Genomic DNA, 14,619 nt, shown 5'->3' with positions numbered 1-14,619 from the left:
CCATGCCGATTTACGCCTTCGAGTGCGCCGCTTGCGGCCACAGCTTCGACCGTCTGCAGAAGATGTCCGATCCGGATCCGACGGCCTGTCCGTCCTGCGATGCCGGGCAGGTGCGTCGCCAGCTGACCGCCCCGCAGTTCCGGCTGGCGGGCGGTGGCTGGTACGAGACCGACTTCAAGAAGGACGGGGACAAGAAGCGCAACCTCGCCGATGCGGGGGCTTCCACACCCGCCGCCGAGTCCAAGCCCGCCGAGGCGAAGCCGGCGGAAAAGAAATCCGAGCCGGCAAAATCCGAAGCCAAGACGGTCTAGCTTCCCAAGCCAAGCTCCAAAAAAAGCGGCGGCCCGCCTTCGCGAGCCGCCGTTTTCGTATCCGGCGCTTCCGGTCAGTTGCCGAAGCGCCCGCGGCAGCCGCCGTTGACCCAGATCCGGTTGTTGCCCGCCATGCCCCAGGTGCGGCCTTCGATGCAGGCCTGCGACGACAGCTGCTGGATCAGGCGCGGGCGGCCTTGGCCCGGCGGCCAGTTGCAGGTGGTGTAGCGTCCGTCCTGGCTGGCACAGGTGGTCGTGTAACCGGAGTCGCCGCCGCCGTTCCAACCGCCACCTGCGCTGGCGAATTCGCCGCGGCAGCCGGACCACACCGAGACCTGGCCACGGTTGCTGTTCCAGTTCTGCCCTTCACGGCAGCGGGTATCGGACAGCTGGCGTACCAGCTGCGACCGGCCGCGCCAGGGGGTCGGGCAATTGGTGACCCGGTTGTTGCTGCTTTCGCAGCGGATCGTCTGGCCCTGGCCACCGCCGCCCCAGCCTCCCACGAACTCGGCGCGGCAGCCGCCCCAGACCGTGACTTTCCCGTATTGCGAATTCCAGTTGCTGCCTTCGACGCAGCGGGTGTCGGACAACTGGCGGCTCACGCGCGAGGGGCCGTCCCACGGGGTCCGGCATTCGCGGGGGCGGTTGCTGGTGCTTTCGCAGCGGATGGCGCCGCCCTCATAGCCTGGGCCGCCGGGGTAGCCCGGGTAGCCGGGACCTTGCGAACCCGCCAGCGACTGGGAGATGTCGCGCTTGATGTCGCTGAAGCGCCAGTTGGAGCGGTTGATCTGGTCCAGATAGAACCGCAGCTGGTCGTCGGCGATCTCGCGGCCGCCGGACTGCTCCCGGTATTCCTGGCGGATGACCCGCTCCTGGTCGTTGTACGACAGGGTCCGCAGATCCTCGGTCGCATAGGAGCGCGCCGTGATCTGCGCCATCGCCGGCGCCGACAAGGCCAGCAGGCACAGCGCCGCGAGCAGCGGCTTTAGGAACTGTGGTTTCAACAGCGTCTTCATGACTTTCCCCTTTCGGTTGGTTGGAAACCGGATTGCCCTCGGCAGTAATGCGCCACTGCCGTTAAAATGCCGTCCTCCCGCCCACGGGACCGCCCCTCAGCGCGGTCGCCTGCATGCCTGCCGTGGCCGGCTCGAGTGTATTTCCCGGAGCTTTCATGCGTACCCATTTCTGTGGCCTCGTCGACGAGGCCCTGATCGGCCAGACCGTGATCCTGTGCGGCTGGGCCGATGTCGCCCGCAACCTGGGCGGCTTGTGCTTCATCGATCTTCGCGACCATGAGGGCATCGTGCAGATCGTCGCTGAACCCGACAGCAACATTCCGGGCAACGCCGAGGTCCTCTCAGCCGCCGCTCATGTGGGCTACGAGGACTGCCTGCGCGTCACCGGCGTCGTACGCAAGCGCGAGTCGGTCAACGCCAAGATCCGCACCGGCCAGGTCGAAGTCGTAGCGACCAAGATCGAGCTGCTCAACAAGGCCGAGCCGCTGCCGTTCCACGCCCACGAGAATCCGGGCGAGGACATCCGCCTCAAGTACCGCTACCTCGACCTGCGCACCGCGGACATGCAGCGCAAGATGCGCACCCGCATCAAGCTGGTGCAGGCGCTGCGCCGTTACCTCGATGAGCGCGGCTTCCAGGACATCGAAACGCCGATCCTGACCAAGGCCACGCCGGAAGGCGCGCGCGACTTCCTGGTGCCGGCGCGCATGCATCCGGGCGAGTTCTACGCGCTGCCGCAGTCGCCGCAGCTGTTCAAGCAGATCCTGATGATGGCCGGCTTCGACCGCTACTATCAGATCGCGCGCTGCTTCCGCGACGAGGCGCTGCGCGCCGACCGCCAGCTCGAGTTCACCCAGCTCGACATGGAGTTCGCGTGGGTGCACGAGCGCGACGTGCAGGACACCGTGGAGGAAATGATCCGCGTCGTGTTCCGCGAAGTGATGGATGTCGAGCTCGACGCGCAATTCCCGCGCATGACCTACGCCGAAGCCATGCGCCGCTACGGTTCCGACAAGCCGGATCTGCGCATCGCGCTGGAACTGGTCGACGTCGCCGAATTGGTGAAGGGCAGCGAATTCGCCGTGTTCACCGCGGCCGCCAACGATGCGGACGGCCGTGTCGCCGCGCTGCGCATCCCCGGTGGCGCCGCGCTGTCGCGCAAGCAGATCGACGAATACGCGGCGCATGCGGCCAAGTTCGGCGCCAAGGGCCTGGCCTACGCCAAGATCGACGAAACCGGTGCGGTAAATTCGCCGGTCGCCAAGTTCTTCAGCGAAGACGCCTTCGCCGCGCTGCTCAAGCACGTCGGCGCCGGCAACGGCGACATCGTGTTCTTCGGCGCCGGTGCCTACAACAAGGTCAGCGATTTCATGGGCGCGGTGCGCCTGAAGGCCGGCAAGGACTTCAACCTGGTCGCCGCGGGCTGGCGCCCGCTGTGGGTCACCGACTTCCCGATGTTCGAGTGGGACGACGAGGAAAAGCGCTACGTCGCCCTGCATCACCCGTTCACCGCGCCGGCCGTGGATTCCATCGAAGACCTGCGCGCCAACGCGAAAACCGCGGTGTCGCGCGGCTACGACATGGTGCTCAACGGCAACGAGATCGGCGGCGGTTCCATCCGTATCCACAACTCGCAGATGCAGTCGGCGGTGTTCGAGCTGCTGGGCATTGGCGCGGAAGAGGCGGAAGGGAAGTTCGGCTTCCTGCTCGACGCGCTCAAGTACGGCGCGCCGCCCCACGGTGGCATCGCCTTCGGCATCGACCGCATCGCCGCGCTGATGGCGGGCAGCGAATCGATCCGCGACGTGATCGCCTTCCCCAAGACCACGACCGCGCAGTGCCTGATGACCGGCGCGCCGTCGCCGGTGCCCGACGCGCAGCTGGCGGAAGTGCACGTGCAGGTACGCCCCAAGCCTTCATCCAAGGAATAAGCAATGACCGAGACCGCATTCGCTCTGCAGTGGGAAAAGCTGGCCAATGAAGGCACCGATGCCGGCCTTACGACCGAACGCGCCCGCGTGTTCGGCGGTTGGCTGGTGCGTGTCGGCACGGCGCCGAACGCGATGGCGCTGACCTTCGTTCCCGACGGCGAAGGCCGCTGGGACGGCGAGGACTTCGGCGAAGACGACTACGAGTACGAAGAAGAGGACGAGGAAGAGTCCGAAGAAGAGGACGAAGAGTCCGAAGAAGAAGACGAAGAAGACGAAGAAGAGGACAACTGAGCGATGCTCGTGCGCCGCGCCGTACCCTCCGATGCGCCCGTGCTGGCGGAGCTGGGCGCGTGCACGTTCACCGATGCCTTCGGGCATCTGTATTCGCCGCAGGATTTGCAGGCCTTCATCGACGAGTCGCACGCCGCGTCGGCGTACGCAAAACTCCTGGACAGCCCGCTCTACGCGATCTGGCTGGCCGAGGACGAAGGCGAGGCGATTGGCTACGCGCTGGCCGGTCCCTGCGGCCTGCCGCATGAAGATGCGAAGCCCGAGGACGGCGAACTCAAGCGTCTGTACGTGAGTGGCCGAGCGCAGGGCGGGGGCGTAGGCGCCCGTCTGTTCGAGGAAGCGCTGGCGTGGCTGGAGCACGCCGGCCCGCGCACGCTGTGGATCAGCGTGTGGTCGGAGAACTACGGCGCGCAGCGCTTCTACGGCCGCTACGGCTTCGAGAAGGCGGGTGAATACGAATTCATCGTCGGCGAGCAGCGCGATCGCGAATTCATGTACCGGCGCAATCCGGTCGGGTGACTGCTGGTAAAACGGACGGCATCCCCACGCTGGGTCCCGTGATGTCACCACGCGTCATCCTCATCCACGGCATCTGGATGCCGGGCGCCGTCATGGCCTGGCAGGCCGCGCGCCTGCGCGAAGCCGGTTTCGACTGCGAGACGTTCAGCTACCAAGGCGTGACCCGGGGGCCGGGGGAGGCGATCGCCCGGCTGCGCGAGGCCCTGTCGCTCGGGGCCGCGCATATCCTGGCCCACAGTCTGGGCGGGCTGGTCGCCCTGGAGACCCTGATCGAATACCCGCAACTGCCGGTGGAACGCGTGGTCTGCATGGGCTCGCCCCTGTGCGGCAGCGGCGCGGTGCAGGGCATGCGCCAGCGGCCGTGGGCCGCGGCGATGCTGGGCCAGGCCGCGGATCTGCTGAATCGCGGCTTCGAGCGCTGGAACGGTACCGCCACGGTCGGCGTCATCGCCGGCACCCTGCCGCATGGCCTGGGGCACGTGTTCGGCGGGTTCCAGGAGGATCACGATGGCTCGGTGGCCGTGGCCGAAACCCGCCTGCCCGGGCTGGCCGACCACACCGTCATCGCTGCCAGCCACAGCGGGATGCTGTTCTCGGCGGAGGCGGCGCGGCTGGCGATCCACTTCTTCCGGAACGGCCGCTTCCGCTAGCGGGGCCGGGCGAGACCGCCCGCCAGGGCCGAACGGGGTGTCCCAGCCATGGCCGCCCGCTTTTGCCGCAGCGCGGTAAAATTCCGCCCTTCGTCACCAGCCACACACGGAACACCCATGGGTAGAGGCCCTTCCATCGAGGCCCGCAAGAACGCGGTCGACGCGCAGCGCGGCAAGATCTTCACCAAGATCATCCGCGAGATCAGTGTCGCCGCGCGCGCCGGCGGCGGCGATCCGTCCGCCAATCCGCGCCTGCGTTCGGCCGTCGACAAGGCGCTGTCGGTCAACATGTCCAAGGACGTGATCGAACGCGCCATCAAGAAGGCCACCGGCGAACTCGAAGGCGTGGTCTACGAGGAGATCCGCTACGAAGGCTATGCGCCCGGCGGCGTCGCCGTGATCGTCGACTGTCTCACCGACAACAAAGTGCGCACCGTGGCCGATGTGCGTCATGCGTTCGGCAAGTTCGGCGGCAACCTCGGCACCGACGGCTCTGTGTCCTTCATGTTCAAGAAGCTCGGCGTGTTGTCGTATGCGCCGGGCGCGAACGAAGAGAAGATCACCGAAGCGGCGATCGAAGCCGGCGCCGACGACATCGTCGCGTATCCGGAAGACGGCGCCATCGACGTCATCACCTCGCCCGATGCGTTCGCCGACGTGAAGGCGGCGATGGAAGCGGCAGGCTTCAAGCCCGACCTCGCCGAAGTCACGCTGCGCGCCGACAACGACGTCGCCGTGAGCGGCGAAACCGCGCAGCAGGTCGCCAAGTTGCTGCGCTGGCTGGAGGACATGGACGACGTGCAGAACGTCTATTCCAACGCCGACCTGGGCGAGGATGCCTACGCGTGATCGGCGTAAGCAGCTGACGTGACCCGAATCCTGGGAATCGATCCCGGCTCGCAACGTACCGGCGTCGGCATTGTCGACGCCGATGCGACCGGCCGCGCGCGTTACGTCTTCCACGCGCCCTTGCTGCTGCTGGGCGAGGGCGACTTCACCCAGCGCCTGAAGCGACTGCTCGACGGGCTGGCGGAGATTATCGACACCTATAAGCCCGACGAAGTCGCGATCGAAAAGGTGTTCATGGGCAAGAGCGCCGATGCGGCGCTCAAGCTCGGTCAGGCGCGCGGTGCCGCTTTGTGTGCCGCGGTGATGCGCGACCTGCCGGTGCACGAGTACGCCGCCAAGGAAATCAAGCTGGCCGTGGTCGGGCAGGGCGGTGCCGACAAGGTACAGGTCCAGCACATGGTCGGCATCATGCTGAATCTGCAGGGCAAGCTGCAGGCCGACGCCGCCGACGCGCTGGCGGTCGCCATCACGCATGCGCATGTGCGCTCGACCGCGCAGCGGTTGGGCATCTCGACGAAACAAGCTTGGGGACGTAAATGATCGGTCGCCTGAAGGGCATCCTTGTTCACAAGCAGCCGCCGTGGCTGGTAGTGGACGTCAATGGCGTCGGCTACGAACTCGAAGCGCCGATGAGCACGTTCTACGACCTGCCCGAACTCGGGCGCGAGGTCTCGTTGTTCACCCACTACGCGCAAAAAGAAGACAGCGTCTCGCTGTACGGCTTCCTGCGCGACGGCGAGCGCAGGCTGTTCCGCGACGTGCAGAAGGTCAGCGGCATCGGCGCGAAGATCGCGCTGGCGGTGCTGTCGGGCGTCAGCGTCGACGAATTCGCGCGGTTCGTGCAGGCGGGCGACATCACCGCACTGACCCGGATTCCGGGAATCGGCAAGAAGACCGCCGAGCGCATGGTCGTCGAACTGCGCGATCGCGCCGCGGATCTGGCCGGCGCCGGCGCGACGCTGAATGTCTCCGGCATGCCGGCCGATCCGCAGTCCGAAGCCGTCATCGCCTTGCAGCAGCTGGGTTACAAGCCGGCGGAGGCCTCGCGCATGGCAGCGGCGGCCGTAGCGGCGGGCGACGACGCTGCCACCATCATCCGCAAAGCGCTAAAGTCCGCGCTTCGCTGAAGCCCGCGACCGTCAACGCGTCTTCAGAAGCGTCTTAGAACAGGAAGGCCCATGGCCGTCACCAGCAATACCCAGACCCACGCGCACGGCCACAACGGCCACGGTCGCGTGGGCCTGCTCGGACTGATCGTCGGTGCCATCGGCGTCGTTTTCGGCGACATCGGCACCAGTCCGTTGTACACGATCAAGGAAGCGTTCATTCCGCATTACGGGCTGACCCCGGATCACGCGACGGTGCTGGGCATCCTCTCGCTGATCTTCTGGGCGCTGATGATCGTGGTGACGCTGAAGTACGTGACCATCATCATGCGCGCCGACAACGAAGGCGAGGGCGGCATCATGGCGCTGATGGCGCTGGCGCAGCGCACCTTGCCCAAGGGTTCGCGCTCCGCTTATGCGGTGGGCATCCTCGGCATCTTCGGCGCATCGCTGTTCTTCGGCGATGGCGTGATCACGCCGGCGATCACCACTCTGTCCGCAATCGAAGGCCTGGAAGTGGCCGCGCCGCAACTGCACTCGTGGATCGTGCCGATGACCTTGGGCGTCCTGGTCGTGCTGTTCTGTTCGCAGCGCTTCGGGACCGAGCGCGTCGGCAAGGTGTTCGGGCCGGTGATGATCTTCTGGTTCCTGTCGCTGGCGGCGATAGGTGTGTGGAACATCGGCCACAATCCGCAGGTATTCCACGCGTTGAGCCCGTTCTGGGCGATGCGCTTCTTCGCCGAGCATGGCTGGCACGGCATCTTCATCCTCGGCGCGGTCGTGCTCGCGGTGACCGGTGGCGAAGCGCTGTATGCGGACATGGGCCATTTCGGTGCGCGGCCGATCCGCCATGCCTGGTACTGGTTCGTGCTGCCCGCGCTGATGCTCAACTACCTGGGGCAGGGCGCGCTGGTGCTGGCGGACCCGCTGGCCGCGAAGAACCCGTTCTATCTCGGCGTGCCCGAATGGGCGCGCTTCCCGATGATCGGCCTGGCGACCGCGGCGGCGGTGATCGCGTCGCAGGCGGTGATTACCGGCGCCTATTCGGTCGCGCGGCAGGCGATGCAGCTGGGCTACATCCCGCGCATGCTGATCAAGCACACGTCCCAGGCAACGATCGGCCAGATCTACGTGCCGGCGATCAACTGGACATTGATGGTGGCGGTACTGGCGCTGGTGCTGATGTTCCGCACTTCGACCGCGTTGGCGTCGGCCTACGGCGTCTCGGTGTCCGGCACGATGTTTATCGACACGCTGCTGCTGGCGCTGGTCGCGCGCAGCACCTGGCCCAAGGCGCGGACCTGGGTGCTGCCGCTGTGCGTGGTCTTCGCGGTGGTCGAACTGGCGTTCCTGATCGCCAATGGCGTCAAGTTCCTCGACGGCGCCTGGTTCCCCGTGGTGCTGGGCCTGCTGGTCTTCACCGTGCTGCGCACCTGGCGCCGCGGCCGCGAGCTGCTGCATGCGGAAATCCGCAAGGAAGGCATCCAGCTCGACACCTTCCTGCCCGGTCTGATGCTGGCACCGCCGGTGCGCGTGCCGGGCACCGCGGTGTTCATGACCGCGCAGACGGGCGTCGTGCCGCACGCGCTGCTGCACAACCTCAAGCACAACAAGGTGCTGCACGAACGCAATGTCTTCCTGACCGTGGAGACGCTCAACGTGCCGCACGCGCCGAAGGAAAAGCGCCTGAAGATCGACTCGATCAGCGGCGAGGACTTCTACCGCGTGATCGTCCGCTTCGGCTTCATGGAAACCCCTGACGTGCCGCTGGCGCTGATGCGCAGCTGCGACAAGGGCGGCATCCACTTCGATCCGATGGACACGACTTACTTCGCCAGCCGAGAAACGGTGGTCGCCAGCCGCCACCGCGGGATGCCGTTCTGGCGCGACAAGCTGTTCGCGGTCATGCACCGCAATGCGGCGCCGGCGACCGGCTTCTTCCGGATTCCGGGCAACCGGCTGGTCGAGCTGGGCGCGCAGGTCGAGATCTGATGCGCGGCGTCCTTGGCCCATAATCCCCCCATGAACGACCGCATCGTCTCCCCCGCCGCCACGCGCGAAGAAGACGCCATCGAGGCCTCTATCCGTCCCAAGCGGCTGGACGAGTACCTCGGTCAGGCGCCGGTGCGCGAGCAGATGCAGATCTACATCGAGGCGGCGAAGCAGCGCGGCGAAGCGCTGGACCACGTACTGATCTTCGGCCCGCCCGGCCTGGGCAAGACCACCCTCAGCCACGTCATCGCCAACGAGCTCGGCGTCAACCTGCGGCAGACCTCGGGCCCGGTGATCGAGAAGGCCGGCGACCTGGCCGCGCTGCTCACCAACCTGCAGCCGCACGACGTGCTGTTCGTCGACGAGATCCACCGCCTCTCGCCCGTGGTCGAGGAAGTCCTGTATCCGGCGATGGAGGACTACCAGATCGACATCATGATCGGCGAAGGCCCGGCCGCGCGCTCGATCAAGCTCGATCTGCCGCCTTTCACCCTGATCGGTGCGACCACGCGCGCCGGCCTGCTGACCGCGCCGCTGCGCGACCGTTTCGGCATCGTGCAGCGCCTGGAGTTCTACAGCGCCGAGGAGCTGACCCGCATCGTGCGCCGTTCTGCGCACATCCTCGGGATCAATTGCGATGCCGACGGTGCGGTGGAAATCGCCAGGCGTTCGCGCGGCACGCCGCGCATCGCCAACCGTCTGCTGCGTCGCGTGCGCGATTACGCGCAGGTGAAGGCGAGCGGGGCGATCACGAGCGACGTCGCCGACGCGGCGATGAAGATGCTCAAGGTAGATCCGGAAGGCTTCGACGATCTCGACCGCCGCCTGCTCACCACGATCATCGATGCCTTCGACGGCGGTCCGGTCGGCGTCGAATCATTGGCGGCGGCGCTGAGCGAAGAGCGCGGCACGCTCGAAGACGTGATCGAGCCGTACCTCATCCAGCAGGGCTACCTGGTCCGTACCGCACGTGGCCGCATGGCGACGAACAAGGCGTACCGGCATATGGGGTTCAAGCCGAAAGCGGGACCCTCGGACCTCTTCGCCGAAGAAGCGGGCAAATAGTAACGTGAGCCTCGTCGCGCTTTGCGCTTCGTTGCCTTTCCCCCAACTCCCCGTTCTCGCCATTTCTTAACGCATGTTCAGCCACCCCGTCCGCATTTACTGGGAAGATACCGACGCAGGCGGTGTCGTGTATCACGCGCAATACCTGGCGTTTCTCGAGCGCGCGCGCAGTGAGTGGATGCGCGCGCAGGGTTATGGCCAGGAGTTGCTGCGGCGCGACCACGGATTGCTGTTCGCGGTACGAGCGATGCAGATCGACTTCCTCAAGCCGGCACGGCTGGACGATGCGCTCGCCGTCACGGCGGCCATGCAGGAGTGCCGTCGCGCGAGCGTGATCTTCCGTCAGGAAATCCGCCGCGGCGACGATCTGCTGCTGACCGCCAGCGTGCGCGTCGCTGCCCTGGGCATCGATTTCCGTCCGACCCCGATTCCGCAACCGCTGTACGACGAATTGAACGCATTGGTGGAGAACAACGCATGACCCCCGCAACCGTCCTGGCGATGCAGGCCACCGTCGAGGCCATTCCAGAAAACGCACCGGCGCAGGCCACCGCGCTCGCGGATACGGCCCACGCGGGCGCCGCCGCCGCGGCGAACTCGAATCTCGACCTGTTGCAGCTCGTCATCGACGCCAGTCTGCCGGTGCAGCTGATCATGGCGCTGCTGATCGTCGCCTCGCTCGTTTCGTGGGTGATCATCTTCCGCAAGCGCAGCGTGATCTCGCGGGCGCGCAAGGAGGCCGACGGCTTCGAGGAACGGTTCTGGTCGGGCGCGGAACTGACCAAGCTCTACGCCGGTGCCACCCAGCACCGCACACCGATCGCCGGCATGGAAGCGATCTTCGAAGCGGGCTTCCGCGAATTCGGCCGCCTGCGCCAGCGCAAGGGGTTGGACTCCCGCGTGCAGCTGGAAGGCGCGCAGCGCGCCATGCGCGCGACCGGCTCGCGCGAGATCGACGGCCTGGAACACAACCTCGAACTACTCGCCAACATCGGCTCGACCGCGCCGTACATCGGCCTGGTCGGTACCGTGTTCGGCATCATGGTGACGATGCACGGCCTGCTCGCGAGCGGCGCCCAGGTCGGCATTAAGGACGTGGCACCCGGTATTTCCGAAGCACTGCTGGCGACGGCGATGGGCCTGTTCGTGGCCATCCCCGCGGTGTGGGCCTACAACCGCTTCGCCAACGGCGTCGAACGCCTGGCCGTGCGCTACGACGCCTTCGCCGAAGAGTTCTCCTCGATCCTGCAGCGCCAGGCGCACTCGGAAGAGTAGGACTTAACCCTTCGTTCCGCGTCGCGCGTTTGAACGCGTGCGGAGCCGCCCGAATTCACGAGAGCCGCCATGTCCGTCCTTTCCATGCGCCGCCATCGCAAGCGCAAGCTCAAGGCCGAAATCAACGTCGTGCCGTACATCGACGTGATGCTGGTGCTGCTGGTGATCTTCATGGTCACCGCGCCGCTGCTCACCCTCGGCGTCGACGTCGACCTGCCGCAGACCAATGCCAAATCGGTCAACGCGAAGAACGACCCCATCGTGGTCAGCGTGTATCCCGACGGCAGCTATGCGCTGGCGGTGAAGGCCGGCAAGAACGAGACAGTGACCGCGCAGTCGCTGGAAGCGCGCATCCGCGCCATCGTCAGCCAGAACAAGGACGCGTCGATCTTCGTCGCCGCGCAGGGCCAGGGTAAATACCAGGACGTCATGAACGTCATGGAGCTGCTGCAGCGCGCGAACGTCAAGAAGATCGGCCTGATGAGCGATCCCAAAAGCAATCGCCGGGATGGGCAGCCGTAAATGAAGGAAACCCCTGCCGATACCGCGCAGGCTTTCGTTCTCGCCCTGGTTCTGCACCTGGCGTTGTTCGTCGTGCTGTTCATCGGCCTGTGGTGGACGCGCACCGCGACGCCGGCGGCTGCCGGCGCGATGTCCGCCGAGTTGATGGACGTCAACCAGCTGTCTGCGGCGATGCAGCGCACGCTGCAGCGCAAGCCCGAGCCGCTGCCCGTCGAAAAGCCGGAGCCGCTGCCCGAGCCCGTGCCGGAAGAACCGGTCGAGGCGCAGCGCAAGCCGCAGGACTTCATCCCGGTGCCCGACGAGGTCAACCAGGAAGCCGTCACTGAGCAGCCCACGCCCACGCCCGCGGAAGAAAAGAAGCCGCAGGAAGCCAAGCAGAAGCAGGAGCAGGTCGACCTGACCGAGCAGGAGCGCCAGCAGGCCGTGCAGAAGAATCAGCGCATGGTCGAGATGGACATCCAGCGGCAGAAGCAATTGGAAGACATCCGCCGCCGCCGCGCCGCCGCGGCGCATGAAGCCGCACTCGCCGAACAGCGGCTCGCCCAACTGGCCAACGCGCGTTCGAGCAACGCGGCCCAGGCCGCGGCCGAAAGCGACGCGGCCACCACCGGCGCCAACGGCAACGACGACGGCCTGCGCGCCCGTTATGCCGCCGCCCTGCAGGCCGCGATCCTGGCCAAGTGGACCCGGCCGGACACCGTGCCGATCGGTGCCGCGTGCCGCCTCACCATCCGCCAGCTCCCCGGCGGGCAGGTGATGGGCGTCGAAGTCTCCTCGCCTTGCTCCTATGACGAGCAGGGGCGCCGCTCGATCGAAGCGGCGGTTTTGAAGGCGCAGCCCCTGCCGTACGCGGGGTTCGAAAGCGTGTTCTCGCGCACCCTGAACCTGAATTTCCGAGCCGAAGACCGCTGAGAGCCGGTTTGCCTGTTCAGGCGCCGCCACCCCTGCTTGAGGCGGCGTTAACGAAACTGTTGTTAAGAACGACGAAACTGAACGAGACCGCAGCCGCGGTCCCGCCCCGGGGCCCGCCCCGCAAGCCCATCCCCCGAAGCTTGGAGCGCTGATGAATTCATCCTCGCCGCATCGTCCGTCCCGTTCGGCCACGCGCTGGCTATTTGCCTTGCTTGCGCTGTTGCTGCCTCTCGCCGCAAGCGCCCAACAAGGGCTGGAGATCGACATCGTCGGCGGCAACGCCTCCGCGGTACCGATCGCGGTGATCCCGATGCAGGGGCCGGCCACGCTGCAGACCGATGTAGCCAAGGTCGTCGCGTCCGATCTGAATCGCTCCGGTTCGTTCCGCAGCCTGCCGGACAAGGACATCGTCGAGCGTCCTTCGCGCGGCGCCGAGATCAATTACCCGACCTGGTCCGCGCTCAATCAGGACTACATCCTGGTCGGCCGTGTGCTCGAAGCCGGCGACGGCAGCTATCGCATCGAGTACGAACTGTTCGACGTGGCGCGCAAGGAGCGCCTGCTCGGCTTCGCTCTCAGCGCACGCGCCAACGCGATGCGCGACGTGGCGCACCAGATCGCCGATGCGGTGTACGAAAAAGTCACCGGCATCCGCGGCGCCTTCTACACCCGCATCGCGTACGTCACTGCCACCGGCAGCGGCAAGGCGATGCGCTTCGCGCTGATGATCGCCGACAGCGACGGTTACAACCCGCAGACCGTGGTGCGCTCGGCCGAACCGCTGTTGTCGCCGTCCTGGAGCCCCGACGGCGGCCGCCTCGCCTACGTGAGCTACGAAGGCGGCAACTCCACCATCTTCATCCAGACCATCGCCACGGGCTCGCGCGAGCTGATCGCGAAGTTCCGCGGCATCAACGGCGCGCCTTCGTTCTCGCCCGATGGCCGCAAGCTGGCTTTGACCCTGTCCAAGAGCGGCAACCCGGAGATCTATGTGATGGATCTGGGCAGCCGCGCGCTGACCCAGATCACCAACCACTTCGCCATCGACACCTCTCCGGTCTGGAGCGCGGACGGCGCCACGCTGTACTTCACCTCCGACCGCGGCGGCAAGCCGCAGATCTACCAGGTGCCTTCCTCCGGCGGCGGCGCCACGCGCGTCACCTTCCAGGGCAGCTACAACGCCGACCCGACGCTCTCCAGCGACGGTAAGAAGCTGGCGACCACGCAGCAGAACGGCGGCGGTTACCGCATCGCCATGATGGATCGCAGTGTCGGTGGCTCGTGGACCAACCTGTCGCCCGGTTCGCTGGACGAATCGCCCAGCTTCGCCCCCAACGGAATGATGATTCTCTATGCCGCGCGCGAAGGGCGGCGCGACGTGCTCTATGCCGTCTCCTCGGATGCGCGCGTGCGCCAGCGCCTGGTGCTGGCCGATGGCGACGTGCGCGAGCCGGCGTGGGGGCCCTATCGCCTTCGTAGGTAGCCCCATCCACAGGTAAGCGGGGTGGCAGTGCCGAGTTAGGCCTGCCACGGTCGTCACGCTCCCCTGTTCATGTTGACTGGTAGTCTTGTTGGACCGCTCAGATGCTCGTTCAGATGCTCGCGACATCTTCCCGCACTCCCCGCTTCATGCTCATAGACGAGGAAAGCCATGAACACCACCACCCGCATTCTTGTCGCCGCGCTGCTCTGCGCCACGGCCGTTGCCTGCTCCAAGAAGGTGAAGGAAGTCCCGCCGGCCGAAACCGGCCCGACCACTGAAGCCCCGGCGACCACGCCGGTGCCGAGCACCCCGGGCGCCTACCGTCCGGAAGACCTCGACACCGACGCCTGCCTGCGTCAGCGCGTCGTCTACTTCGACTTCGATCAGGATGCGCTGCGTCCTGAGTTCCAGAACATCGTCGCCTGCCACGCCAAGTACCTGCGCGATCGTCCGTCCTCGCGCATGACCCTGGAAGGCAACGCCGACGAGCGCGGCAGCCGCGAGTACAACCAGGGCCTGGGCGAGCGTCGCGGCAACGCCGTGTCGTCGGCCGTTCAGGCCAGTGGCGGTTCGGGCGGCCAGATCACCGTGGTCAGCTACGGTGAAGAACGCCCGACCTGCACCGATTCGACCGAGGATTGCTGGGCCAAGAACCGCCGCGTCGAAATCGTCTACACCGCGAAGTAAGCCTGCCGGC

At 66.4% G+C, this 14,619-nt stretch carries 17 protein-coding genes; 16 read left to right on the top strand and 1 reads right to left on the bottom strand.

From position 1 onward, the window contains the following. Window positions 1-2 precede the first annotated feature (2 nt). Window positions 3-311, top strand: a complete 309-nt coding sequence (locus ACYVJ8_RS09435) for an FmdB family zinc ribbon protein (protein WP_460711681.1) — start codon at window positions 3-5, stop codon at window positions 309-311. Window positions 312-385: 74 nt separating this feature from the next. Here the strand turns inward: ACYVJ8_RS09435 and ACYVJ8_RS09430 are convergent, their stop codons facing one another. Beyond that, entirely contained in the window at window positions 386-1,327 is a 942-nt protein-coding gene (locus tag ACYVJ8_RS09430; RefSeq protein WP_460711679.1) for a DUF3011 domain-containing protein, read from the bottom strand. Between the two features lie 155 nt (window positions 1,328-1,482). On the opposite strand from ACYVJ8_RS09430, the gene aspS reads away from it, so the two are divergent. The 15 genes from aspS (at window position 1,483) to pal (ending at window position 14,609) form a co-directional block, all read left to right on the top strand. Beyond that, the gene (gene aspS / locus ACYVJ8_RS09425) at window positions 1,483-3,258 is read left to right on the top strand and encodes an aspartate--tRNA ligase (RefSeq protein ID WP_460711677.1); all 1,776 of its coding nucleotides are present in this window, start codon (window positions 1,483-1,485) and stop codon (window positions 3,256-3,258) included. Window positions 3,259-3,261: 3 nt separating this feature from the next. After that, window positions 3,262-3,549, top strand: a complete 288-nt coding sequence (locus ACYVJ8_RS09420) for a DNA primase (RefSeq protein ID WP_460711675.1) — start codon at window positions 3,262-3,264, stop codon at window positions 3,547-3,549. Window positions 3,550-3,552: 3 nt separating this feature from the next. Further along, window positions 3,553-4,068 (top strand): GNAT family N-acetyltransferase, encoded by a 516-nt coding sequence (locus ACYVJ8_RS09415; protein ID WP_460711673.1) that lies wholly within the window; start codon window positions 3,553-3,555, stop codon window positions 4,066-4,068. Window positions 4,069-4,109: 41 nt separating this feature from the next. Next, window positions 4,110-4,718, top strand: a complete 609-nt coding sequence (locus ACYVJ8_RS09410) for an alpha/beta hydrolase (protein ID WP_460711671.1) — start codon at window positions 4,110-4,112, stop codon at window positions 4,716-4,718. Between the two features lie 117 nt (window positions 4,719-4,835). Continuing rightward, on the top strand, window positions 4,836-5,567 hold the full coding sequence (locus ACYVJ8_RS09405) for a YebC/PmpR family DNA-binding transcriptional regulator (protein ID WP_460711669.1): 732 nt from the start codon (window positions 4,836-4,838) through the stop codon (window positions 5,565-5,567). Between the two features lie 18 nt (window positions 5,568-5,585). Further along, window positions 5,586-6,107: a crossover junction endodeoxyribonuclease RuvC gene (ruvC, locus tag ACYVJ8_RS09400; RefSeq protein ID WP_460711667.1), complete on the top strand. Its 522-nt coding sequence runs from the start codon at window positions 5,586-5,588 to the stop codon at window positions 6,105-6,107. Beyond that, complete coding sequence (ruvA, locus tag ACYVJ8_RS09395) at window positions 6,104-6,694, top strand: Holliday junction branch migration protein RuvA (RefSeq protein WP_460711665.1); 591 nt, start codon at window positions 6,104-6,106, stop codon at window positions 6,692-6,694. The genes ruvC and ruvA overlap by 4 nt, the downstream gene beginning before the upstream one ends. Before the next feature lie 51 nt (window positions 6,695-6,745). Then, complete coding sequence (locus ACYVJ8_RS09390) at window positions 6,746-8,665, top strand: potassium transporter Kup (RefSeq protein ID WP_460711663.1); 1,920 nt, start codon at window positions 6,746-6,748, stop codon at window positions 8,663-8,665. A gap of 30 nt (window positions 8,666-8,695) precedes the next feature. Beyond that, window positions 8,696-9,730, top strand: a complete 1,035-nt coding sequence (gene ruvB / locus ACYVJ8_RS09385; RefSeq protein WP_460711661.1) for a Holliday junction branch migration DNA helicase RuvB — start codon at window positions 8,696-8,698, stop codon at window positions 9,728-9,730. Between the two features lie 73 nt (window positions 9,731-9,803). Continuing rightward, complete coding sequence (ybgC, locus tag ACYVJ8_RS09380) at window positions 9,804-10,211, top strand: tol-pal system-associated acyl-CoA thioesterase (RefSeq protein ID WP_460711659.1); 408 nt, start codon at window positions 9,804-9,806, stop codon at window positions 10,209-10,211. Continuing rightward, the gene (gene tolQ, locus ACYVJ8_RS09375) at window positions 10,208-11,005 is read left to right on the top strand and encodes a protein TolQ (protein WP_460711657.1); all 798 of its coding nucleotides are present in this window, start codon (window positions 10,208-10,210) and stop codon (window positions 11,003-11,005) included. Before ybgC ends, tolQ begins: the two co-directional genes overlap by 4 nt. Window positions 11,006-11,074: 69 nt before the next feature. Beyond that, entirely contained in the window at window positions 11,075-11,527 is a 453-nt protein-coding gene (gene tolR / locus ACYVJ8_RS09370; protein ID WP_460711655.1) for a protein TolR, read from the top strand. Next, entirely contained in the window at window positions 11,528-12,439 is a 912-nt protein-coding gene (locus ACYVJ8_RS09365) for a TonB C-terminal domain-containing protein (protein ID WP_460711653.1), read from the top strand. Between the two features lie 151 nt (window positions 12,440-12,590). Continuing rightward, window positions 12,591-13,922, top strand: a complete 1,332-nt coding sequence (gene tolB, locus ACYVJ8_RS09360; protein ID WP_460711651.1) for a Tol-Pal system beta propeller repeat protein TolB — start codon at window positions 12,591-12,593, stop codon at window positions 13,920-13,922. A gap of 168 nt (window positions 13,923-14,090) precedes the next feature. Next, window positions 14,091-14,609, top strand: coding sequence for a peptidoglycan-associated lipoprotein Pal (gene pal, locus ACYVJ8_RS09355; protein WP_460711649.1), 519 nt, complete (start codon window positions 14,091-14,093; stop codon window positions 14,607-14,609). Window positions 14,610-14,619 lie beyond the last annotated feature (10 nt).

It is taken from the genome of Lysobacter terrae, from assembly GCF_054782215.1.
This window is presented reverse-complemented; position numbering and strand designations above follow the sequence as displayed.

Bases quoted from the DNA above. Each gene is read 5' to 3' on its own strand.
- tolQ (WP_460711657.1), top strand. From the start codon at position 10,208: ATGACCCCCGCAACCGTCCTGGCGATGCAGGCCACCGTCGAGGCCATT.
- ACYVJ8_RS09410 (WP_460711671.1), top strand. From the start codon at position 4,110: ATGTCACCACGCGTCATCCTCATCCACGGCATCTGGATGCCGGGCGCC.
- aspS (WP_460711677.1), top strand. From the start codon at position 1,483: ATGCGTACCCATTTCTGTGGCCTCGTCGACGAGGCCCTGATCGGCCAG.
- ACYVJ8_RS09430 (WP_460711679.1), bottom strand. From the start codon at position 1,327: ATGAAGACGCTGTTGAAACCACAGTTCCTAAAGCCGCTGCTCGCGGCG.
- ruvB (WP_460711661.1), top strand. From the start codon at position 8,696: ATGAACGACCGCATCGTCTCCCCCGCCGCCACGCGCGAAGAAGACGCC.
- ACYVJ8_RS09390 (WP_460711663.1), top strand. From the start codon at position 6,746: ATGGCCGTCACCAGCAATACCCAGACCCACGCGCACGGCCACAACGGC.
- tolR (WP_460711655.1), top strand. From the start codon at position 11,075: ATGTCCGTCCTTTCCATGCGCCGCCATCGCAAGCGCAAGCTCAAGGCC.
- ACYVJ8_RS09405 (WP_460711669.1), top strand. From the start codon at position 4,836: ATGGGTAGAGGCCCTTCCATCGAGGCCCGCAAGAACGCGGTCGACGCG.
- pal (WP_460711649.1), top strand. From the start codon at position 14,091: ATGAACACCACCACCCGCATTCTTGTCGCCGCGCTGCTCTGCGCCACG.
- ACYVJ8_RS09365 (WP_460711653.1), top strand. From the start codon at position 11,528: ATGAAGGAAACCCCTGCCGATACCGCGCAGGCTTTCGTTCTCGCCCTG.
- ybgC (WP_460711659.1), top strand. From the start codon at position 9,804: ATGTTCAGCCACCCCGTCCGCATTTACTGGGAAGATACCGACGCAGGC.
- ACYVJ8_RS09420 (WP_460711675.1), top strand. From the start codon at position 3,262: ATGACCGAGACCGCATTCGCTCTGCAGTGGGAAAAGCTGGCCAATGAA.
- ruvA (WP_460711665.1), top strand. From the start codon at position 6,104: ATGATCGGTCGCCTGAAGGGCATCCTTGTTCACAAGCAGCCGCCGTGG.
- ACYVJ8_RS09415 (WP_460711673.1), top strand. From the start codon at position 3,553: ATGCTCGTGCGCCGCGCCGTACCCTCCGATGCGCCCGTGCTGGCGGAG.
- tolB (WP_460711651.1), top strand. From the start codon at position 12,591: ATGAATTCATCCTCGCCGCATCGTCCGTCCCGTTCGGCCACGCGCTGG.
- ACYVJ8_RS09435 (WP_460711681.1), top strand. From the start codon at position 3: ATGCCGATTTACGCCTTCGAGTGCGCCGCTTGCGGCCACAGCTTCGAC.